Source organism: Streptomyces sp. LS-MS-L19, from assembly GCF_058382285.1.
In genome coordinates, this window is record NZ_JBYCLL010000001.1 from 9,425,670 (window position 1) to 9,447,746 (window position 22,077).

Here is a 22,077-nt window from a genome sequence, read left to right on the forward strand (position 1 = left end):
TCAGGCCGAGAGCAGTCCGCGGCCCAGCCAGTCCTTCGTGTCCCGCACGCCCGGCAGAGCGAAGAAGTACCCACCGCCGGTGGGGGAGATGTAGTCGACGAGCGGCTCGTCGATCAGGCGGGTCTGCGTCGCCTCGAACTGCCGTTGGACGTCCTGCTGGTAGCAGCAGAACACCAGCCCCATGTCGAGGTCGCCGACGGAGTCGATCCCGCGGTCGTAGTTGTAACCGCGCCGCAGGATACGGGAGTTGTCGGTGCGGGCGGTGCGGGGATTGGCGAGCCGGATGTGCGCGTCGAGCGGGATCGCCTCGCCCTTGGGGTCCTTGGCGTAGTTCGGGATGTCGGTCTCCTCGGCGCCGTCCAGCGGAGCACCGGTGTCCTTGCGCCGGCCGAACATCAACTCCTGCTCGCTGAGCGAGACCCGGTCCCAGAACTCCACCAGCATCCGGATGATCCGGATCACCTGATAGCTCCCGCCCGACGCCCAGGCAGGCTCACCGTCCCCGTCACCGACCCAGATGAGCCGACCGGTCTCACGCGCCGAGTGGACGTCGGGATTGGCGATCCCGTCCTTGAAGCCGAGCAGATTGCGCTGGGCGCCGGTCGGACGGGGCGCGTTCTGGAAGCCGTCGATGCGCCACTTGATCTGCATGGCACCCCGCGTGTGCTTGGCGATGTCGCGCAGCGCGTGCAGCACGGTGTCCTGGCGGTCCGCACAGATCTGGAGGGACAGGTCGCCATGGCACTCGGCGGCTTGGAGGTTGTCGTTGGGGAAGGTCCGCATCGCGGTCAGCCGGCGCGGCCTGGCCTTGCCGAGGCCGTAGCGTTCGTCGAAGAGGGACGCGCCGACGCCGACCGTCACCGTGAGGCCGTCGGCGGGGACGGTCGGACCGAGGATGCCGTTGTCGGAGGGTGGGGCGCCGACGCCGAGGTCGGCCGGGGTGCCCCCGGAGGTGAGGAAACGGGCCCGGGCGGTGATCGTGCGCAGCAGGTCCGCGAGTTCGGCCCGGCCGTCGGCGATCACGTCGAACGACACGAAGGTGGCCGCCGCCGGCGCGGGCGTGATGATCCCGGCCTGGTGGGTGCCGTGGAAGGGGACCGCGGGGGAGTTCTCGGTCTGCGTGGCGGCCTGCGCGGTGCCGCTGCTCTCGGCGAACGCGAGACCGCCGCCGGCCAGCACCGCCCCGGCGGCCCCGGCGCCCAGGGCCGTCTTCACGAAGGAACGGCGGCCGGCACCGGCGGGACAACCACCCTGCGGGGCGGGCGATTCGGTGGACGGCATGGGGGCGTTCCCTTCGCTCTGTGCGGAGTTGTCGTGTCGGATGCTCATCAGGCGGACTTCCGGATCTCCAGCAGGTCGGGAACCGGGGAGAGGTCCTCCAGGAGCTGCCCGGTGGCTCCGTTCACGCGAGCCCGCGCGGTGGCGTCGAGCTGAGTGACGGGGGTCCAGGCGCCACCGCGCCGGGCCGCGTCGAGGAGCGCCTGAAGACGGGCGATGTCGGCGTCGACGGTCGGCAGCAGGCGTGGCGCGCGCGTGGTGAGCAGTGGCTTGAGTACGGCGAGCAGTTCGCGTGTGCCGGCGAGATTGGCGTCGGCGGTGGCGAGGTTGGTGCCGCTGCCCTCGTCGGTGTCGCCGGTCAGTTCGAACTGGAGGGTGTTCTCGAGGATCTCGTGGGCCCGCAGCGGCAGGTCGGACGGGTCGAAGTCCTGGTGGGGGAAGGCCTTCCGCAGTCCCGCCACGTCCGTGGCGAGCTGCTGTGCCGGAGCGGTGAGCGAGGCCGCGGACTCGCCGTGCCACAGGCCGTACTCGACGCGGTGGAACCCGGCGAAGTCCTTGTCGTGCACGCCACCCGGCAGACCGTCGGCCCTGCCGTTGATCTTCTGGTCGAAGTCCTCGAAGGTGCCGTAGGCGGCACCGAGGGAGGCGTAGGTGAGGTGCGCGGTGAGCCAGTCGCCGCGCGCCTTGCCGAGATGCCCGCCCCTGATGTCGGCGGCGAGGGTGCGAGTCTGGCCGACGAGTGTGGTCAGGCCTTCGTCGACGTACGACGTGTACTGCCCGAGCGGGCCCGAGAGGTCCTGTTCGGACACCGGGACGACCGCCCGCGAGCTGCCGCCGCCACTGACCCGGACCGCCTCGGAGGTCACGGCGGCCCCGCTGCTCGGCACGCAGCGCCATGCGTACGTGCCGCCCGCGACGGTGGCGACCAGAGCCCGGGTCGTGCCGGGCGCCAGGCCCTCGACCTCGCCGTAGACGGCGTTGGTGGCCGGATCGACGAGGTACACCTCGGACGTCTTGTCGCCGGTGTTGTGCATCTGGAAGGTCTGGCGCCCCGGCTTGGGCGCGCTGAAGCCCTGACCGCAGTCCTTCTCCGAGACCGCCACGGTCTCGGCGGCGGCGGGCTTGGGGCTCCCGAAGACCACCGCGGCGCCCGCGATCACCGCGGGGACGGTGACGACGGCGACCGGCACGACCCAGGTGGGGCGGCGCCGGGAAGGGGAGGTTTCGGGGGCTCCTGCGACTCCGGCAGCTCCGGTGACTCCGGTGACCCCAGCGGCTCCGGCGGCTCCGGTGACCCCGGCGGCCTCGGTGGCAATCCGCTTGGGCGTCGCGTCCCGCACCCCTCGCACGAACAGCGTCATCACCACGGCGAGATACCCGCTGTAACCGAGGACCTGAAGCCATGTCATGGCCGGCGTCAGATTGAACACGCCCTGGACGAGGGTGCTGTACCAGGCCCCGGCATCGATGCTGCCGCTCAGATCGAAGGCGTACGACGTCTGCCCGGGCAGTACGCCACCCTCCTGGAGGTCGCGGAGGCCGTAGCCGAGGACACCGGCGGCTATGACGATCAGCACCGCACCGGTCGCGGTGAAGAACTTCGTCAGGTTGATCCGCAGGACCCGCCGGTACAGACCCCAGCACAGCGCGGCCGCGAGGACGAGCCCGATGGCGGCACCGGTCAGCGGGCCCGCGGACTCCCCGGCGGCCTGGGCCGTGGTCCACAGGAACAGCGCGGTCTCCAGGCCCTCCCGGCCCACGGCGAGGAAGGAGGTGGCGACCAGGACGCCCGCGCCCATGCCGAGCGCGCCCGTGACCTTCTCCTTGATCTCGCCGGACAGGCGGTGGGCCGAGCGGCGCATCCAGAAGACCATGGCGGTGACGAAGGCGACCGCGATCACGCTGAGGGTGCCGCCGAAAGCCTCCTGCGCGGTCGCGGACAGGGAGGCCGCGGTGAAGGTGAGGACCGCGCCGAAGCTCAGCGCGAGCGCGATCGCCGCGAGGACGCCGGTCCACACCTGCGCAAGCCGGGCACGGGCACCGGCCCGCACCAGAGTCGCCACGAGGATGGAGACGATGAGTCCCGCTTCCAGTCCTTCCCGCAGTCCGATCAGGAAGCTCGGAAACGCGTCATCCCACATGCGGTCCTCATTAGCGTAGGCATGCCTAAGTTCAACGCGGACCATCATGACTGCGGGTATGCAATCAATCAGTCCCGGAAAGGTAATTCCGGAGCCAAAACCCGTTCAGGAGTTTCGTCCCGTCGTACGAAGAAGGCCCCGCTGTCGGCCCGGGATCCTCCGACGGCTACCGTCCCGCTGGGACGAGACACGCCTCGTCCCGACCGGTCCGGAGGAGACGGCCCGCATGACCAGTGACCCCTCGACGACTGCCCTGTCGGCCGGACAGCTCGCCGAGCTGACGGCGGGGCGGCTGCTGTCGTCCTGGCAACTGGACATCCCGGCGCTGCTCCTGATCGCCGCGCTGGCCACGCTGTACGGCTGGGGCGTACGGCGGGTCCACCGGCGCGGTGAGCGCTGGTCGCCCGCTCGCACCGCCGCGTTCGCACTCCTCGGACTGGGCGCCCTGACGGTGGCCACGATGTCCGGGCTCGCCGTCTACGACCACGTGCTGTTCTGGCCGGCCGCCGTCCAGAACATCCTCCTCGACCTGGTGGCACCCCTGGGCCTCGCCCTCGGCGACCCGCTGCGCCTCGCGGTCGAGGCGCTTCCCGAGGGCGCGGCGGCGCGGGTCCGGCGCACGATGACCGGCAGGCTGGTACGCGTCCTGACCTTCCCCCTGGTCAGCACGGTTCTGGTGCTCGCCACCGAACTGACCGTGTACTTCACGCCGTACTTCGCCACCGCCCTGCGCGTGGGCTGGCTGCACCAGCTGATGTACCTGCACCTCCTGGTCGCGGGCTGCCTCTTCGTCGTACCGGTCCTGACCCGTGAACAGACGCTGCCCGCCTGGTGCACGCATCCGGTGCGGGCGGCGCTGGTCTTCCTCGACGGCATCGTCGACGCCGTTCCGGGCCTCGTCGTCATGACCCACGGCACGCTCATCGCGGGAGCCTGGTACCTGCACCATGCGCCCTCCTGGTCCCCGGACGTCCAGCACGACCAGCAGATCGGCGGCGGCGCGATGCTCGGCATCGCCGAACTGACCGCCCTGCCCTTCCTGCTGGCACTCCTCTTCCAGTGGGCCCGTGCGGAGCGGCTCCAGACGGCAGCCCTGGATCGCCGCCTCGACGCGGAGTTGCCCATGACCGCGCCTCCGGCTCCAGGTCAGGCCCCACCGCCCGAACGCGTCCGTCCCTGGTGGGAGACCGAACAGAACGAGGTGGCCGCGCGGATACGCCGTCATTACGGTGAGGATTGACGGGGCTTGCGGCCGTGAACTGACGTGAGCCGTTGTGTACCAGGGAGGTTGTTCTGCCGCCGAGGCGTTGGAGCAGCGGCGTGCGGCGGCATAGCAGGGGTGCCTGGAACTGGTCACCCGGGCCGAGGACGGTGGGCAGAGCCCCCCCGGACAGTGCCTGTACGAGGCCATGCTCCGCGCAGGAGCGGACAGCGCTGCACTTGGCGCCGGACCGTACGATCCAGGAATGACGGTCACGTACGAGTGGCGGGGCGACTTCGACAACTCCGCCCTCAACATCCTGCACGCCGAAGGATTCGACCACCCGCCCGCACAGACGGACTGGCGGACACGACTTGAGCGCCACAGTCTCGGCTGGGTCTGCGCATGGGAAGACGGTTCCCTGATCGGCTTTCTCAACGTCGTCTGGGACGGCGGAGTCCACGCCTTCATCCTGGACACGGTGGTCGCCGCCGATCGCCGAGCGAGGGGCATCGGCGCCGCGCTGATCGCCACCGCGATCCACGAAGCCCGTGCCGCGAAGTGCGAATGGCTCCACGTCGACTTCGAGGAGCATCTGCGGTCGTTCTACTTCGACGCCTGCGGCTTCAAGGAGACGACGGCCGGCCTGATCGCTCTGTAGAGCTTGGAAAGTCCGATGCCACACTCAAGGCAGGAGGCTGCATGAACCGGTCCGCGCGGGCCCAGCCGGACGGCCGGGGGATGCGGTTGCAGCCCTTGACCGAGACGGGGGCACACCAGATCGAGCACTGGTTCGATCACCCAGAGGTCCAGAATCGGCTGGGGGACCGTTCCTGGATCCACCGTCAGCTGCAACTGATCGGCCAGCGCCCGGGCGCCGTCTTCCGCGGCGCGGTCGTATTGCGCTCCCACGCATGGATCGGCCTGGATGAGACCGGAACCCCGGTCGCCTTCATCTGCGGCGATGTCTATGACCGCTGGGTCCGCTACCACGGCGAAGGTCCCGAGGGTCCCGTCCTGTCCGACACCGACACCGACCCTCGACGCGCCATGGGCCTGGCCTACCTCGTCGCTCCCTCCCGTCGGCGGCAGGGCCACGGCCGCTCCGCCCTGCGAACCGTCCTCACCCACCCCGCCACCGGCGATGTCGAGACGTTCTTCTGCGGCATCGACGCCGACAACCACGCCAGCCGCCAGTGCGTCGAATCCGCCGGCTTCACCCTCCCCGACCCCGAACCAGACCACGAAGGGATGCTCTACTACCGCGCTACCCGGCCGAGTTGAGCAAGCGAGAGCAGGTCTGACGGTCTGACAGTCAGCGCGGCTACGGCGCCGTCGAGGAAGTGGGCCCCGATCGGAGCGACTGAGCCCACCTACCTCTTCGCCGCCCAGGAGGCGTACAACACCGTCGCCTTCGACTACGCGAAAGGCGTCAAAGCCCCCGCGGAGCTGGACCGGTTGGCTCTTGCGATGTTGGCCTCCTTCGCCGATGTCCTACAGGTGGTCGGGCTCGGACCGGTAGTCGACTTTTTCGGCATTGATCTGTCCCCGAAGATGATCGAACTGGCCCTAGGGGCCTTTCCGGGGCTGCGCTTCGAGGTGGGCTTAATGACGGCACTGGACATCCCGGACAACCACCCCGGCGGGCGGCATCCTGGCCTACCACTCCACCCACCAAACCCCACCGGAGTCGCTGCCCCAGGTGTTCACGGAGTTCCATCGCACGCTCGCACCCGGCGGCCGCCTGATGATGGCCAAGCGCACGGAGGCCATCCCGTGTCCTGCGAGTTGCACCTCCTCTCGCCACGTTCCTAGCAAAGAAGCCCGAGCAGGGATGATGTCGAGGAAGCTGTGGGCGGTCAGCCGTCAGGGTCGACTTCAGGGTGCGTGAACCGCACGGGCTTCCCCAGCCGCCGGGCATAGGCGATTTCCGCTCGGGTGCTTTCCCCGATGTAGTCGCCGACTACGAGCACTTCATCAGCGAGTCGGATCTTCGCCCTGTGCAGGTCGCCGAGTCGAGCTTTCAACGCCTCGGACTCGGCAGGATCAGCGCGGAGTTGGTGAGGCGACTTCATGTCGACCGCCGGTTTGACGACAATCTTCCCGGCGCAGGTCTCCCGCACATCTGCCTCGTTCATCTCGGCCAGGAAACGGACGGAGCCGCAGATCACGACGATCCGCGGGAGGCTCATCAACCTCTTCGCGTCGGCGAGCCTCTCCTCGGGCGTGGGCGGTTGCGGGGGTGACACTGGTTCCCCCTGATGAAGTGGTCCGGGCTCGCCGTCGAGAAGCCGGCCCGCGAGCCGAGCCGCCACGGCCGTGGGTGACCCCGGTGGCCCGCGCACGCGCTGGGCCACCGGGGCGTACCGTCAGGACAAGGTCCAGGTCTCGCTGTTGGCGCTCGCGCTTCCGCCGAGTTCCTGGTCCACCGCCACTCCTTGCGTGGTCGAGCCCGCGACGCCGATGTTCAGGCCGCTGCCGATGCCGACGAGCATGTAGTTGCTGCCGGTGTAGCTTCCGGTCAGGTCGAGGGCCCACTGCTGGTTGGTACCGCCGTTGCAGGTCCACTGCTGCAACTGGACTCCGGCCGTGGTCGACTGGCTCGGCACGTCCAGGCACAGACCGCTCTTGACGCTCTTGAGCGTGTAGACGTTGTCCGCCAGCTTCGTGAGGGTCCACTGCTGGTTGGCCCCGCCGGTCGACGGCCACTGGATGACCTTGGCGCCGGTCGCCGTGGACCCGCTGGAGACGTCCATGAACTGGGAGCTGTTCACGTTCTTCAGGGTGTAAGTCCCCGCCGCGGGGATCCCGCTACCGGCGGTCCACGTGCCCGCGGCCGCGTCGAGGGACCAGGTGGGGTACTGGCCGAGATTGACCGTCGTACCCCGGATGGTCAACGGCAGCCAGATCAGCTTCGAGGAGCCGAGGTCGGAGGTGTCCCAGCGGTCGCCGGCGTAGATGTAGGTGGTGCCGGCGGTGCCCTGGACGGTGATGACGTTCGCGGTCTGACTGCCGTAGGTGTGGGTGCCCGGCGCGGCCAGGTCCCGGAACGCCGACCACGGACCGCTCAGCGAGGTCGCGGTGGCGTAGATGTTGTCGTTGAGGCTCCAGCCGGTGAGGTGGGAGCCGAAGACGTAGTAGAGGCCGTCCTTCTTGATCATGGCGGGAGCCTCGACGCTGTTGCTGCCGCTGCTGCCCAACACCGCCACCGAGCTGTCCACCGACAGGTAGTCGGCCGACAGCCTGTAGATGCGCAGGCCGTTGTTGCGGTCCTCGCTCAGCAGGTAACCGGTGCCGTCGGTGTCCTGGAACAGCCCGAGGTCCCGGCTGAGGTTGTTCATCGGCCGGAAGCTGCCCCGGTAGGTGTACGGCCCGCACGGCGTGCTGCTCGTCGCCACCCCGACCTTGGCCTCGGAGTAGTTCGTGCTGTCGATGTGCATGTACATCACGTACGTGCTGGTCGACGCGTTGTAGAGGACCTTGGGCCGCTCCACCACGCGGCTCGGGCCGAGGTCACCGCTGCTCTGCCTGCTCAATGCCTGGCCCTGGTAGGTCCAGTTGGCGAGGTCGGTCGAGGTGTAGCAGGGGATGTCCTGGAACGACGTGTCCGCCGACGTCTCACCCGTCTTGTCCTCGCCGAAGCCGTACCAGGTGCTGCCGACCTTGACGATGCCGAGTCCGTGCAGCTGGAGAGTGTTGCCGGCGGTGTCGGTTCGCGCGCCACCCGTCGTGAACGACACGGTGGCCGCGTGCGCCTCCGTCGCCGGAAGCAGGAGTGCGGCGAGGCCGCCAAGTAGCGTCAGGAAGGCGGCGGTTCTGCGCCGCCACCGGCCGGCACGCGGATGGGGTGCTCCCTTGGACATGCTCGTCCCTCTCCTTCGAGGCTCAGGTAGCCGAGGCACCTTGCGTTGGAGTCGTCCGCCCCGTACGCGGCTCGTCGCCAAGACGATCTCTTGCCCCTGCGGGGACCCATCAGAAGTGCGACGGGTTCACAGCGTCAAGGAGCGCGATCGGCTTTGTTGATTCTTGACTGATTAACTCGGCCTCGAATGCGGGTTTTTGGTGTGAAAGGGCAGCACATCTGCGGTGCTTCGCTTCGCGCGATGGGCTTCCCCGGTCAAGAACTTGTTACTTGCTGGTCGGGTTTGTTCGGGAGGAACGCGGCGTGGCGGTGGCAGCGGGTTGTGCCCGGTCTCGATGTCAGCCCCGGCCCCTACCATGCTCGGTCATGACCGATGACGTGCTCGACTACTCCCGACCCGGGCCCTTCACGCGCTTCGACGACAGCCAACTCCCGCTCCTTGAAGGGCTGCCGGAGGATCCCGTGGGCGTCTGTGCCGCCGTGCAGAGCCTGGTCATCCAGCCCGCGGACGCCGTGGCAGCGGGGGTTCCGGAGAGCCGGGTCGCCGAGAAGAACATACGGTCCGTCAACGAGCTGATCACCGCGCTGACCGCCCTGAACCCCGCGCCGCTGCATCAGCCCCGCACTCCCGAGACGCGAGTGATCGGCACCTGTCGTCACTTCGCCACCATCGCCTGTGCCGTCCTGCGCGCTCGGGGCATCGCCTCACGAGCCCGTTGTGGTTTCGGCACCTACTTCCTCGAGAACCGTGGCGTCGATCACTGGATCACCGAGTACTGGGACGACGATCAGAACCGCTGGGTGCGGGTCGACACCGAGCACCTCGGCAAGAACTACGTCGACCGCCCGGACGATCTCGCCCCGGGCGAGTTCCTCACCGGGGGTGAGGCCTGGATCCGGTATCGCAGTGGGGTGATCGATCCGTACATGTTCGGGGTGGCGGGCACCGACCATGCGTGGGGACCGCACGAGATCAGCGGCAACGCCGTCCGCGACCTCGCCGCGCTCTGCAAGCGGGAGACACTCAACTGGGACGAGTGGGGGCGTATGACCGCGGCCTACGAGGGCAAGACCGGCCCGGACTACGACCAGCTGATCGACGGTGTCGCGGACGCCTGCGCCAAGGACGACCCGCAGACCCTGACCCGTCTGTTCGGGCACGAGGACCTGGCAGCTCCGAGGCATCTGGTCGATTGAGCCCGGCGGAGACCGGCACCGTGGGTGTCCCCACCTTGCTCAGGCTGCGGACGCGGCCCGCCCGCGAAGTGGCCCCCGCGCAACCAGGGCTCCACTCCGTCCCCGAGCAGCCCCGACGCCGAACTAGACGGGCGTAGCCGCCGAAGGCGCGAAGGGCGCACCATGGCCGGGCACGATCAGGGTCGGACCGAGGGCCAGGACCTTCTCCCTGGAGGAGCGCAGCTGGGCGCGGTCGGGTGCGAACGGGTCGTCGGCCGGGCCGTGTTCGCCCCACCACAGGTGGGTGAGGACCACCAGGCCCTGGTCGGTGCGGACGAGCGTGCTGACGTCCTCCGCGGTGTGGCCGGGGGTGGTCATCAAGGTGATGGAGGGGGAGAGCGCGAAGCCGTCGGCCGGCCGGTCCTCCCAGATGTCGTCGCGGTAGACGGCCATGTGGTCGTGGAAGCGGGCGCGGGGGAAGAGGGCCGCGTTGAGCGTGTGGTCCGGGTGGTGGTGGCTGAAGATCACGTCGGTGATCTCCCGGACGTCGATGCCGCGTTCGGCGAGGGGGTCGAGGATGAGCCCCCGGTCGGCGACCATGCCGGGGTCGACGACGGCCAGGGTGTCGCCCTCGGTGAGGAGGGTGACCGTACCGGCGACGCGGTCATGGGCGTATCCCGTGGTCAGGACCTGGAACGAGGCGGTCATGATCGACTCCCTGGGGTGTGGGCTACGGCGGCGGTCAGTGATCGAGCAGGTCGCCGAAACCGGTGAGCAGGGCGCGCAGTCCGAGCTCGAACGCCCGGGTGGCGCGGGTGCGGTCGGCGGGTGTCTGGTCCAGTACGGCGCTGAGGTGCGGAGCCGTGTCGCGGGCGACGTCGGAGACCATCACGGGCGGCGCCACCAGGTCGAGAGCGGAGCCGAGCACGAAGCTCTCCAGCGCGGTGATCAGCGGCATGACGTCCTGCGCGGCGAAGCCCGCCTCCAGGAGCAGGCCCGCGACCTTCTCGTACATCTCGTGCATGAAGGGCTCGGCGAGCGGGGCGGTGGCCAGCAGGGGGACCGCTCCGGGGTGGGCGGCGAAGGCGGCGAGGTAGGAGCGGGCCCAGCCTTCGAGGGCCACGGTCCACGGCTGTGACCAGTCCTGGGTGTCGCCGGTCGTCAGGGCCAGCTCCTCGCGCATGAGCGAGATGATCTCGTCACGGCCGGCGACATGGTGGTAGAGCGCGGACGGGGCGACGCCCAGGGCCTTGGCCAGGGCGGGGATGGAGAAGGTGCCCTTCTCGTCGGCCAGGCGCAGTGCCGCGGCACCGATGCGCCGGCGGTCCAGCAAGGGGGTGCGCGGCCGTCCCACGGGGGCTCCTCGTCGTCGTATGCCGTAATCCAGACTTTACCGAATGACATTCAGTAAAAGTCTTCCCAGTCGCCCGGGCGGCGCCTACATTACCGGAAACCGAACACCTTTCAGTTATGTGGTCGGTCGAGGGAAAGGCACTGCCACACGCCATGCACGCCGACATCGTCTTCATCGCAGGGACCGTCCGGACCGGGGACGCGGACACGCCCGTCCACGACGCCCTCGCCGTCACGGACGGCCGGATCTCCGCCCTGGGCGCGGACGCACTGGCGGCCCGGGGGCCTCGTACGGAAGTCGTCGATCTCGGCGGGGGAGCGCTCCTGCCGGCGTTCGGCGACGGACATGTGCACCCCGTCATGGGCGGCCTCGCGCTCGGCGGGGTCCCGGTCCGGGGCACGGCGAGCGTCGAGGAGATCGTCGAGGCCGTACGGCACTGGGCCGCCGAACACCCGGACGCGGAGTGGATCACGGGGGACGGCTTCGACCCGTGGCTCGCCCCCGACGGCCGGTTCGACGCCAGGTGGCTGGACGCCGCCGTACCCGACCGCCCCGTCGTCCTGCGCACCATGGACCACCACACCGCCTGGGTGAACAGCGAGACACTGCGCCGGGCCGGTTACACGGCCGCCACCCCGGATCCTGCGGACGGGAAGATCCTGCGCCGGGACGGAAGCGCGGAGCCGCTGGGCACCTTGCGCGAGTTCGGGGTCCTCGGCCCGGTCCTCGCCCTCATCCCTCCGGCCACCCACGAGGCCCAGGTGGCCGCGCTGCGCGAAGCCGCCGCCCGGTTCGCCGCGGCCGGCGTGACCTGGGTGCAGGACGCCTGGGTCGAACCCCACCAGGCCGACGTCTGGGTCACCGCCGCGACCACCGGCCCCGGACTCCCCGTCCGCGCCGACCTCGCCTTCGTCCTGGAACCCGGCGACTGGCGCGAACGGATCATCCGGTTCGCCGCCGACCGGGACCGGGTGGAGAGCTCCGCTCCCGGACTGCTGACCGCCCGGACGGTGAAGTTCTTCGCCGACGGTGTCATCGAGTCCGGCACCGCCGCCCTGCTGGAGCCCTACACCGACTGTCCGCACTCGCACGGCATCGCCAACTGGACCCCCGCGGAACTCGCCGAAGCCGTCACCGCCGTCGACGCGCTCGGCTTCCGCGCGCACCTGCACGCCATCGGCGACGCCGGCGTACGGGGCGCCCTGGACGCCATCGAGTCCGCCGCCCGCGCCAACGGCGCCCGGGACCGCCGTGCGGTCGTCGCGCACGCCCAGCTGATCGACCCCGCCGACCTGGCCCGCTTCGCCGCGCTCGGGGTGATCGCCAACCTCCAGCCGCTGTGGGCCCAGCCCGACCCCCTGATGACCGAGCTGACCCTGCCGAGGATCGGCCCGGAACGCGGCGCGCGGCAGTACCAGATCGCCGCCCTGCTCGCCTCCGGTGCCCAGCTCTCGTTCGGCAGCGACTGGCCGGTCACCGCACACGAACCGCTGCGGGGCATCGCCACCGCGGTGACCCGCCAGACGCCCGACGGCCAACCCGCGGGCGGCTGGCTCCCCGAGGAGCGGATCGACATCGACACAGCTCTCGCCGCCTACTCCGCGGGATGCGCCCACCAGGCGTTCGAGGAGAAGGAATGGGGCGCCCTGCGCCCCGGCATGCGCGCCGACCTGGTGCATCTCGCCGCCGACCCGGTCGGGACCGCCCCCGGTGACCTCGCACAGCTGCCCGTCCTGGGCACCTGGCTCGCGGGCCGTCGCACCCATGCCGCCGCTTCCCAGCACACGGGCGCCGGGAGACGATAGCCCCATATCGTCACCACCGGCCCGTGTGTCTCCGACATCCCACCCACTCGCTCGACCACACGCACCACGCGGAGACCCCTCATGACCGAGCCCCTCGTCCCCACCGCTCCCCAGCAGCCACCCTCGGCCACCGGCGCCGACCCGAACCCTCACCTGCAACGCGGCTCCCTCGGCGTCGCCGACATCGTCTTCTTCGTCGTCGCCGCGGCCGCCCCGCTCACCGTGATGGCCGGCGTCGCGCCCCTCGCCATCCTCTTCGGCGGCATCGGCGCCCCGGCCGCCTATCTCGCCGTCGGCGTGGTGCTGGTCCTCTTCGCGGTCGGCTTCACCGCGATGACGCCGTACATCCGGAACGCGGGTGCCTTCTACTCGTACATCGCCCGCGGTCTCGGGCGCCCGGCCGGGCTCGGTGCGGCGCTGCTCGCGGTGTTCTCCTACAACTCCCTCCAGATCGGCATGTTCGGGGCCTTCGGCTTCTTCGCCTCCACCACGGCCAACGACCTCCTCGGCGTCGACCTGCCCTGGCCGGTGTACGCCTTCGCCGGGATCGCGGTCGTCTGGCTCCTCGGGTTCCGCTCCATCAACCTGGGCGCCAAGGTCCTGGCGGCCCTGCTGATCGCCGAGACCGCCATCCTGGCGCTGCTCGCCGGCGCGGTCCTGGTCAAAGGGGGCGCGAGCGGGCTGACCTTCGACTCCTTCGCCCCCTCGAACGTCTTCGTCTCGGGGATGAGCGGTCCGATCGGTCTGGCCGTCGCCGCGTTCATCGGCTTCGAGGCCACCGCGATCTACCGCGAGGAGGCCCGTGACCCCGACCGCACGGTGCCCCGCGCCACCTACCTCGCGATCGGCTTCCTCGGCCTCTTCTACGCCTTCATCTCCTGGATCATCGTGCAGGCGTTCGGCAGTGACCAGGCCGTGGCCGCCGCGGCGAAGAACCCGGCGGAGATGTTCTTCACCGCCATGACCCAGTACGTCGGCGGCTGGGCCAGCGACGTCCAGCGCGTCCTGATCGTCACCAGCGTGCTCGCCGCCCTGCTCGCCTTCCACAACGCCATCACCCGGTACGTCTACGCCCTTTCCGCCGAGCGGGTCGCCCCCGCTTCGCTGGGCCGCGTGCACCCCAGGCACGGCTCGCCGTGGGTGGCCGGCGTCGCGCAGAGCGTCCTGGCCGCCGTGGTCGTCGCCGTCTTCGCCGTGATCGGCGTCGACCCCTACACCAAGTTCTTCCTCTGGGTGAACACACCCGGTGTGGTCGGGATCCTCGTCCTCCAGGCCCTGGCGGCCTTCGCGGTGGTCGCCTTCTTCCGCCGCAACCGGGCCGAGCACGGCGAGGGATCCGTCCGCACCCTGGCCGCGCCCGCCGCGGCCGGCATCCTCCTCACCGCCGCCACCGTCCTGGTCTGCCGCCGCCTGGACCTGTTCACCGGCGCCGGCCCGGCGGTCAACTGGAGCCTGGTCGCACTCACGCCGGCGGTGTTCCTGGCGGGCGTCGTCTACGCGGTACGCATCCGCCGCACCCGGCCCGAGGTCTACGGCAAGCTGGCGACGACCGACGTGGACAGCGTCTGAGCCTTGGCGTGCACGGTCCCCTCGACCGTCCGCTCCTTTGCTGTACGGCGGTCCCGCCGGCCGGCCCGACGCCGGGCGCGGGACCGCCCTGAGGCATGCGCGCCCGAGATCGAGGCGGCCCACGCGGAAGTCGCGCGCCCATGACACCTCAGCCGCAGCAGGAGACCGGCGTGGCGCCGCCCGGCCGGCAGGCCGACGATCACTGCCGCTATGACGCCATGGACCGAACATCGGGGTCGCGGCCGTACGGCTAGCCTGCGGGAATGTCGTACGAGTTGAACGCCGTCATTGGACGTTTCGACCTGCTCAGGAGCCGGACCGCCGCGATGGGGGCAGAGGTGGTCGCCCCGCTCCGGCAGGGCATGGGACTGGTGCCGGTCACGATGATGTCCCCGTCCTTCGAACAGGCTTTGAGGGTGTGGTCGCAGGGCGGGCCGGTCGCCTGCGTGGAGGCGGACTTCCATGGCGGGGACGGGTACCAGACCGCTGCCGTATGGCACATGGGTGCGGTGGTGTGGGGCCCGGTCCATGCCAAGGATTTCACCGGCCCACGGGAGAGCTGGCCGATCAATGGCGCGCTCGCCCAACTCGATGTCGTCATGAGCGCCTCCGAGCAAGCCGAGGGCCATGATCTGTTCCGGGTGCTGGGGCTCGGATGGGAACAGGACCTGGAGGGCTGGCATTCGGCCGCCCGGAGGGCCCGTTGGGCGGCAACCTACGACGACTGGTATCAGGAACAGCTGGCGGAACGGGAGAGATCGGCGCGTGCCGCCGCGGAGTCGGAGAAGTACAGGAGGCTCCCGGATGTTCCGGTGGCCCTGGACGGCAAGGCGATCATGGAGCTGCTCGACCTGCCTCCCGGCCCGCTGATCGGCGCGGCCACACGCCATCTGCAGGAACTGCATCTGGAACGCGGCCCGTTGTCGCGGGATGAGGCCGTCACCCGGCTGAGGGCTTGGGCCGTTGGGCAGGACATGGGCCACAGCGGCGGGTGACCGGCCAAGTGGCCGGCTGCTGCGGGACCGGCGAGGGGCAGGGGCTCGTGCCGAAGGCGCTGGTGGCATGATCCGCGCCATGGATCAGGTCCCCTACTCGGCTTCGTGGCTCTCGCAATGGCGTGACGAGATCACGGATGTGCTGAGCTGCATGATCTTGACGTTCAAGCAGACCTACGGCTACGAGCCGGGCACAAACGAAGTCCGGGACGCCGATGAAGAGGACCTTCGCGCTGCCCGTGCATACAGCCAGGAGCCCCTGGGATGCGCGGATCTGCTGACGTTCTACGAGTCGATCGGAGAAGTGGTGTTGCCAGACGTCGGCAACGGCTGCTTCGTCCACTCGGCGCGTGACGTCCTGGACAGACTGGCAGAGGACGGCGCCGTCTTCCTTCCAGAAGCCGATGACCCCCACGGCATGGTGATCGCTTCGAACGGCGGCGGCAACCTGTACGTCGCCGACTGGGGCGGCGCGATCCACCGTTCTCGGACCGCCTCCATGGAGGACGCGGAGTTCGACAAGATCGCGGACAGCGTGCCGGAGTTTCTTGACCACATGCGCAACTGCGTCGTCCGCTTCGTGAAGACGGGAGCGACCGGAGAGTTCCAGCGATCAATCGGGCGGGACAGGGGCGGGGCCCGCAGCTTCGGCCGGGGCCAACCCGGCTGACATGGCGGGCTGCCGGACCTGGTGCGGTCGGTAGCCGAGTTGGCGCCACAGGCCGGTGGCAAGCGCCGCCCTGCCCGGGTCCGGCATTCCACTGCCCGACCTCGTGCGATGCCGGCCGGCCGCGCGGAGTGTCTGGCCACCGGGTTGCCCACGGCAGCCGACACTCGCCGTACGACGACACTCGGCCGTCCCGTCGGACGGCCGAGAGAATCCGACCCCTCCCGGGAATCAGGCGGCGACGAGCTCCTTCTCGCGTTCCGGCGTCTTGATCACGGGCTCCTTCTTGTTCGGCAGCGAGAGTCGGAAGACCTTGCGCCATGCGGAGAAGACCTGCTTGGGGAGCGGCCCGGTGACGTACTCCAGCTCGTACTTCTCGAACAGAGCCCGCACCTTCACCGCGACCTCGGCGTACCGGTTGCTCGGCAGGTCCGGGAACAGGTGGTGCTCGATCTGGTGCGAGAGGTTGCCGGTCATGAAGTGCATGGCCTTGCTGCCGCTGATGTTCGCCGAGCCCATCATCTGGCGCAGGTACCACTGGCCGCGCGTCTCGCCCCGGATCGACCGGCGCTCGAAGACCTGCACGCCCTCCGGGAAGTGGCCGCACATGATCACCGAGTGGGACCAGAGGTTGCGGACCAGGTTCGCGGTGAACGTCGCGGCGAGCGTGGGGAGGAACGACGGGCCCGACAGCAGCGGGTGGATCACGTAGTCCTTGAGCACCTGCTTGCGGATCTTGCGGCCCACGGCCTTGGCCCGCGCGCGGAACTCCGGGTTCTTGCGGCGGCGCTTGTGCAGGTTCTTGCCGAGCTCGAGGTCGTACGCCGCGATGCCGTACTCGAAGAAGCAGGCGTTGATGAAGTTCCACAGCGGCTGGCCGAGGTGGAACGGGTGCCACTTCTGGTCCTCGTCGACGCGCATGATGCCGTAGCCGAGGTCGTTGTCCTTGCCGACGACGTTGGTGTACGTGTGGTGCAGCTCGTTGTGCGAGTGCTTCCATTGGTCGGCCGGCGAGACGTGGTCCCACTCCCACGTGGTGGAGTGGATCTTCGGGTCCCGCATCCAGTCCCACTGGCCGTGCAGGATGTTGTGGCCGATCTCCATGTTGTCCATGATCTTCGCCACGGACAGCCCGGCGGTGCCGAGGACCCACGCGGGCGGGAACATCGAGAACAGCAGCACTGCCCTGCTGGCCAGTTCGAGCTTGCGCTGCGCACCGATGACCTTCCGGATGTACGCGGCGTCCTTCTCGCCGCGGCCGGCGATCACCTCGTCGCGGATCGCGTCCAGCTCGCGGCCGAGCTCCTCGATCTGCTCCGCGGTCAGATGGGCGGTGGGGTCGATTGCGGTCAAGGGGTTCCTACCGTTCGATGTCGCAAGGGCCCGCCGCGGCGGACACACAGGTCTGGATGAGGACGCCCGGCTCGGCCTCGGTGATCTCGCCGGTGCGCAGGTCGCGGACGGCGCCCGCCTTCAGGGGTGAGACACAGCCGAAGCAGATGCCCATACGGCACCCGGAGGGCATGAGCACACCGGCCGCCTCGCCGACGTCCAGCAACGGCGTGGCGCCGTCCGCGTCGACGGTCGTGCCGGTGGTGCTGAAGGTGACCTCGCCACCGTCGCCGGCGGCGACGATGGTGGGGCGGAAGCGTTCGGTGTGCAGGCGCTCCGGGACGCCGTGGTCGCTCCAGTGCTTCTCGGCGGCGTCGAGGAGGCCCGCGGGCCCGCAGGCCCAGGTCTCGCGCTCGGCCCAGTCGGGCACGAGGGCGTCGAGGCGGGCGATGTCCAGCACGCCGTCGGTGTCGGTGTGCACCTCGGTGAGCCGCAGCTTCCCGTCCGCGACGAGGTCGTGCAGTTCGCCGCGGAAGATCACGTCCTGGGGCCGTGGCGCGCAGTGGACCATGACGACGTCGTCGAACTCGGTGTTGCGCAGCATGCCCATGACGGGCGTGATGCCGCTGCCGGCCGTCAGGTAGAGCACCTTGGCGGGCTTGGCCCGCGGCAGTACGAAGTCACCGGTCGCCTGGTCGAGCTGGATCAGCGTGCCCGGTCGCGCCCTGCGGACCAGGTGGTTGCTGACCTTGCCGTCCGGGATCGCCTTCACGGTGATCGTGACGCGGCCGTCCGGGCGGTCGGTCGGCGAGGTGAGGGAGTAGGCACGCCACAGGCGCACCCCGTCGACGTCGACCCCGATCCGCACGTACTGACCGGCGGTGTGGCCGCGCCAGCCCCGTCCCGGTCTGATCACGATGGTCGCGGCGTCACCCGTCTCGGGGTGTACGGCCTCGATGCGCCCCCGCAGGTCAGCACCCGCCCGCAGCGGGCTGACCAGGTCGAGGTAGTCCGACGGCAGCAGCGGCGTCGTGACCATCTCCAGCAGTTTCCACGCCCTGCTGCGCAGGGCAGTACTCGTCATGACTCCAGCTTGCTGTGCCTCAGGGCGTAAAGTCCTGACCGAAGGACGTAAATCTGGTGGGCTGAATTGTTCGCAGGGAATAAATCCGTGAGTCATGTGACGCAGAGGGCCAGCGAGCTGGCCCTGGATGAGACGACGGTCACCGTACTGCGGGCCGCGTTGAAGACCACCGCCGACGAGGTCGTGCAGGCGATCATCGACGAGGTCCCGCCGTACGCCAACGCGCTCTCGGGCCACATGGGCGCCACCATCCGGCGGGCCGTGCGCACGGCCTTGGGGCATTATCTCGACCTGGCGAGCGGGAACGCCACGGGCGGTGACGGCGGTGACGCGGCCTACGAGCTGGGTCGTGGCGAGGTGCGGGACGGCCGTTCGATGGACGCTCTGCTCAGTGCCTACCGCGTGGGTGCCCGCGTGGCCTGGCGATGCCTGGCGGCCGGTGCCGTACCCGCGGGTCTGCCCGCCGCCGAGGTCGCCAAGTTCGCCGAACTGACCTTCGCCTACATCGACGAGCTGTCCGCGGCGAGCGCGGCGGGCCACGCCGACGAACTGGCCGCCCGCGGCCGGGCCCACGAGCGCCACCTGGAACACCTGGCCCGCGACCTCCTCGCCGGCGCGAGCCCGGACGTACTGCTGGCCTCCGCCCAACGGGCCGGGTGGCAGCCACCGGTCTCGCTGACCGCGGTCCTGCTGCCCGCCGCCCAGGCCCGGCCCGCCTACCGCACGCTCGAGGCGACCACTCTCGTCCTGGACGATCTGCCGGACGCCACCGGTGTGCTGCTCGTCCCCGACGCCGACCGGACACATCTCCTGCGGAAGCTGACCGACCGCCATGCCGTGGTCGGCCCGGCCCGGCCATGGACGCGTGCGTCCGCGTCGTACGCACGAGCCCTCCGCGCGCGCCTGCTCTCCTCCGACATCCGCGACACCGAGGACCACCTGCCCGAGCTGGTGCTGAGCGCGGACAAGGACGCGTTCGCGGATCTGCGTGCCCGCGCGCTCGCACCGCTCGGGGCGTTGCCGGGTGCGACCGCGCGGCGGCTGGAGGAGACGTTGCGGGCGTGGCTGCTGCACCAGGGCAGGCGGGAGGAGGTGGCGACGGCGCTGTTCGTCCATCCCCAGACCGTCCGGTACCGGATGTCGCAGCTGCGCGAGCTGTTCCCGGATCTCGCGTCGCCGCACCGGGTCCTCGAACTGACGCTGGCGGTCGGTCTGGAGACCGCCGATTGACGCGTACGACCGTCCGCGACCGCATTTGTGAGTGGCTCAGGAATCGCGGCTCGGGGTTGGGCACCATCGGCCGGCTGCCGAATGGCATAGGCGACGACAGCCTGGGGCCGTCGCCTCGCGTTGCTGGTCGTTACGTACGAGCACGACGATCAGGGACCCAGCCGCCTCACCGCCGCGCACCAGCGGGTCGGGGAAGCGGTCGGGGACCTCTTCGACGGCCGGCGCAGCGTCACGTCGCCAGGTCCTGTTTCCTGGACCGCTGCTGCAGCGGCACGTTCCCGGCAGGTCGCCGCGCCGAGTCCGACGCACGGGTACATGCGCTCGAGCGTGTCCCAGGCCGTGGCCGTACGGTCCTGACCACCTCCGAAGCCATGCGGTACTCCTACGTTTGTCCCGCAGCCTCCGGCGAGGCGGAGGAGTCCACCGAGCGCCGCTGAACCATGCGGCGCGAGGAACTTCGCGACTTCCCGTTCGGCCGGGCCGGGCACCGTGCGTCCGTCAACCTCCGCTGGACACCGACCACTTCTGGTTGGAGGCGCCGGTGCAGCTCCACAGCTGGACCTTGGAACCGTTGGCCGTAGCCGTGCCGGTCACGTCGAGGCAGAGTCCGGACAGGTCGTTGGTGACGCTGCCGTCCGCATGGAAGGTCCACTTCTGGCTTGAGCCGCCGTTGCAGTCCCAGGTGATGACCTTCGTTCCGTTGACCGTGCCGTTGCCGTTTGCGCCGAGGCACTTGCCGCCGATTTGGAGTTCACGGTCCGCCGAGTAGTCGTAGGCCTGGTTGGAATTTGTGGACGTGCAGTCCCAGAGGTACTGCTGGACACCGTTGGCCGGATTGCCGGTGTCGTCCAGGCACCGGTTCGAGCCCTGGCCGACGATCTGGGCGGCGGCTGTCTGCACGCCACGGGTGAAGGTGACCGTGGCGTGCGGGGGGAGCGTGTACGAGAACGACCCGGCGCTGTTCCAGGTGGTGGTGAAGGTCGTGGCGGAGGAGTTGTTGTTGTAGGCGACCAGGACCTCACCGCCGTCGGGGTTCTTGTAGGCCTGGGCCCAGATGCCACCGCCGTCGCTGTAGCCGATGCGCGTCGCGCCGGGGACGACGAACTTCGAGAACTGGCCCAGCTGGTAGTAGTTGTCGGTGTACGTGGCCTTTCCGGTGGCCTGGTCGACGGTGACCAGGCCGGTGCAGTTGTCACAGCCGACGCCCATCTTGGGACCGCCGTTGGTGTCGAGCGCCAGGTTCCACAGCAGTGCGCCGTTGGCCCAGTTGAAGGTGGACTCCAGGGCGAGCTGGGCGGCGTTCATCGGGGCGATGCCCGGCCCGGTGGAGCATTCGCTCTCGTAGAGCTTCTTGTCCGGGTACGCGTTGTGGATCGTGGTCATTCTGCCGAGGTCGTCCCGGTAGCAGTGCCACGCCGTGCCGTACAGGGCGTCGTGCGCCGCCTGGTTGCCCATCAGCGTGTTGGCGTAAGTGGTGTCCACGTGATCGGCGTCCCCGCCGAGGATCTTCGTGGCACTCAGGCCGGCCTGCTGCAGTGCGGGGGAGAGGTTGTCGGCGATGAAGTCCGCCTCGTTGCCAGCCGGCCACAGCATGGCGGAGTACGTGGAGGGGGAGATCGTCGGCTCGTTCTGCGGGGTGATGCCCCAGACGTCGACGCCCTTGGCCTTGTACTCCTGGAGGAACTTGACGTAGTACTGCGCGAGCGGGCCGTACATGTCGGACCTCAGGGTGCCGTTGCCCTGGCCGAGCATCGTGCCGGTGGTCTTCATCCAGGCCGGCGGGCTCCAGTCGTTGGCGAAGAGCTTCATCGACGGGTTGAGCGCCTGGGCCTGCTTGATGACCGGGATGACGTAGGCGTCGTCGTGCGCGGTGGAGAAGTTGGCGAGGTTCGGGTCGGCGACGCCGCCGTTGTCGTCGTACGAGTAGGTGGCAGGGCTGTTCGCAGGGGTCGCGGTGTAGTCGGAGGAGCCCATCGGTACCCGCATGAGCGACAGACCGATGCCGGAGCCGCGGGTGAACAGGTCGCGCAGCACCCGGTCGCGGGTGGTGGCGTCGAGTTTGTTCTGCAGGAGGTAGGCCGCGGAGTCGGTGAACGCGGCGCCGAATCCGTCGATGGTCTGGTAGACCTGGGTGTCGTCCACCTTCAGGTTCACGCTGCCCGAGGACACCGGACCGAGTGCGATGCCCGGCTGCGGGGTCAGGGCCTGGCTCAGGTCCGAGGTGGTCAGGGTGACGCCGACCGTGTTGCTCGCTGCCGACGCCGGCGTCGGGGTCAGTACTGCCACGCCGCAGGTGACGGCGAAGGCCAGAGCGGCTGCCTGCGCGCTCAGTCCACGGAGCGATTGTCTTCTCTGCATGAAAGCGTCCCTTCTCAGTGGGAGT

At 69.7% G+C, this 22,077-nt stretch carries 18 protein-coding genes; 9 read left to right on the forward strand and 9 right to left on the reverse strand.

The features are described from left to right. Both efeB and efeU read right to left on the reverse strand, forming a co-directional pair. A complete protein-coding gene (gene efeB, locus AC2XR2_RS42100; RefSeq protein WP_491518036.1) occupies window positions 1–1,281 on the reverse strand; it encodes an iron uptake transporter deferrochelatase/peroxidase subunit in 1,281 nt (426 codons plus the stop codon). A 47-nt stretch (window positions 1,282–1,328) separates the two neighbouring features. Then, complete coding sequence (efeU, locus tag AC2XR2_RS42105) at window positions 1,329–3,419, reverse strand: iron uptake transporter permease EfeU (RefSeq protein ID WP_491518037.1); 2,091 nt, start codon at window positions 3,417–3,419, stop codon at window positions 1,329–1,331. 226 nt (window positions 3,420–3,645) lie between these two features. On the opposite strand from efeU, the gene AC2XR2_RS42110 reads away from it, so the two are divergent. From AC2XR2_RS42110 to AC2XR2_RS42120, 3 genes are all read left to right on the forward strand, one after another. Further along, entirely contained in the window at window positions 3,646–4,659 is a 1,014-nt protein-coding gene (locus AC2XR2_RS42110; protein ID WP_491518038.1) for a cytochrome c oxidase assembly protein, read from the forward strand. Window positions 4,660–4,885: 226 nt separating this feature from the next. Next, entirely contained in the window at window positions 4,886–5,281 is a 396-nt protein-coding gene (locus tag AC2XR2_RS42115; RefSeq protein WP_491518039.1) for a GNAT family N-acetyltransferase, read from the forward strand. Between the two features lie 41 nt (window positions 5,282–5,322). Continuing rightward, complete coding sequence (locus tag AC2XR2_RS42120; protein ID WP_491518040.1) at window positions 5,323–5,904, forward strand: GNAT family N-acetyltransferase; 582 nt, start codon at window positions 5,323–5,325, stop codon at window positions 5,902–5,904. Window positions 5,905–6,479: 575 nt separating this feature from the next. On the opposite strand, the gene AC2XR2_RS42125 is transcribed toward AC2XR2_RS42120, so the two are convergent. Together AC2XR2_RS42125 and AC2XR2_RS42130 are read right to left on the reverse strand one after the other, a co-directional pair. Next, window positions 6,480–6,869 carry a hypothetical protein gene (locus tag AC2XR2_RS42125; protein ID WP_449348368.1) on the reverse strand — a complete coding sequence of 130 codons (390 nt, stop codon included), beginning with the start codon at window positions 6,867–6,869 and terminating at the stop codon, window positions 6,480–6,482. Between the two features lie 120 nt (window positions 6,870–6,989). Further along, the gene (locus AC2XR2_RS42130) at window positions 6,990–8,483 is read right to left on the reverse strand and encodes an RICIN domain-containing protein (RefSeq protein ID WP_491518041.1); all 1,494 of its coding nucleotides are present in this window, start codon (window positions 8,481–8,483) and stop codon (window positions 6,990–6,992) included. Window positions 8,484–8,848: 365 nt separating this feature from the next. On the opposite strand from AC2XR2_RS42130, the gene AC2XR2_RS42135 reads away from it, so the two are divergent. After that, the gene (locus tag AC2XR2_RS42135) at window positions 8,849–9,679 is read left to right on the forward strand and encodes a transglutaminase-like domain-containing protein (protein ID WP_491518042.1); all 831 of its coding nucleotides are present in this window, start codon (window positions 8,849–8,851) and stop codon (window positions 9,677–9,679) included. 123 nt (window positions 9,680–9,802) lie between these two features. Here the strand turns inward: AC2XR2_RS42135 and AC2XR2_RS42140 are convergent, their stop codons facing one another. Both AC2XR2_RS42140 and AC2XR2_RS42145 read right to left on the reverse strand, forming a co-directional pair. Beyond that, window positions 9,803–10,366, reverse strand: a complete 564-nt coding sequence (locus AC2XR2_RS42140; RefSeq protein WP_491518043.1) for an MBL fold metallo-hydrolase — start codon at window positions 10,364–10,366, stop codon at window positions 9,803–9,805. Between the two features lie 34 nt (window positions 10,367–10,400). Continuing rightward, complete coding sequence (locus AC2XR2_RS42145; protein WP_381302708.1) at window positions 10,401–11,012, reverse strand: TetR/AcrR family transcriptional regulator C-terminal domain-containing protein; 612 nt, start codon at window positions 11,010–11,012, stop codon at window positions 10,401–10,403. 152 nt (window positions 11,013–11,164) lie between these two features. Between AC2XR2_RS42145 and AC2XR2_RS42150 the strand changes: the two genes are divergently transcribed. From AC2XR2_RS42150 to AC2XR2_RS42165, 4 genes are all read left to right on the forward strand, one after another. Continuing rightward, complete coding sequence (locus AC2XR2_RS42150; protein WP_491518044.1) at window positions 11,165–12,817, forward strand: amidohydrolase; 1,653 nt, start codon at window positions 11,165–11,167, stop codon at window positions 12,815–12,817. 81 nt (window positions 12,818–12,898) lie between these two features. Further along, window positions 12,899–14,386, forward strand: coding sequence for an APC family permease (locus AC2XR2_RS42155; protein ID WP_491518045.1), 1,488 nt, complete (start codon window positions 12,899–12,901; stop codon window positions 14,384–14,386). Window positions 14,387–14,649: 263 nt separating this feature from the next. Next, window positions 14,650–15,381: a hypothetical protein gene (locus tag AC2XR2_RS42160; protein WP_491518046.1), complete on the forward strand. Its 732-nt coding sequence runs from the start codon at window positions 14,650–14,652 to the stop codon at window positions 15,379–15,381. A 67-nt stretch (window positions 15,382–15,448) separates the two neighbouring features. Beyond that, window positions 15,449–16,051: a hypothetical protein gene (locus tag AC2XR2_RS42165; protein ID WP_491518047.1), complete on the forward strand. Its 603-nt coding sequence runs from the start codon at window positions 15,449–15,451 to the stop codon at window positions 16,049–16,051. A gap of 228 nt (window positions 16,052–16,279) precedes the next feature. Here the strand turns inward: AC2XR2_RS42165 and AC2XR2_RS42170 are convergent, their stop codons facing one another. Together AC2XR2_RS42170 and AC2XR2_RS42175 are read right to left on the reverse strand one after the other, a co-directional pair. After that, window positions 16,280–17,401, reverse strand: coding sequence for a fatty acid desaturase family protein (locus tag AC2XR2_RS42170; protein WP_491518048.1), 1,122 nt, complete (start codon window positions 17,399–17,401; stop codon window positions 16,280–16,282). Between the two features lie 7 nt (window positions 17,402–17,408). Next, complete coding sequence (locus AC2XR2_RS42175; protein ID WP_491518049.1) at window positions 17,409–18,464, reverse strand: ferredoxin reductase; 1,056 nt, start codon at window positions 18,462–18,464, stop codon at window positions 17,409–17,411. Window positions 18,465–18,551: 87 nt separating this feature from the next. On the opposite strand from AC2XR2_RS42175, the gene AC2XR2_RS42180 reads away from it, so the two are divergent. After that, the gene (locus AC2XR2_RS42180) at window positions 18,552–19,694 is read left to right on the forward strand and encodes a PucR family transcriptional regulator (RefSeq protein ID WP_491518050.1); all 1,143 of its coding nucleotides are present in this window, start codon (window positions 18,552–18,554) and stop codon (window positions 19,692–19,694) included. Window positions 19,695–20,192: 498 nt separating this feature from the next. Here AC2XR2_RS42180 and AC2XR2_RS42185 read toward each other — a convergent pair whose 3' ends face one another. Further along, on the reverse strand, window positions 20,193–22,052 hold the full coding sequence (locus AC2XR2_RS42185; protein WP_491518051.1) for a ricin-type beta-trefoil lectin domain protein: 1,860 nt from the start codon (window positions 22,050–22,052) through the stop codon (window positions 20,193–20,195). Between the last annotated feature and the right edge of the window lie 25 nt (window positions 22,053–22,077).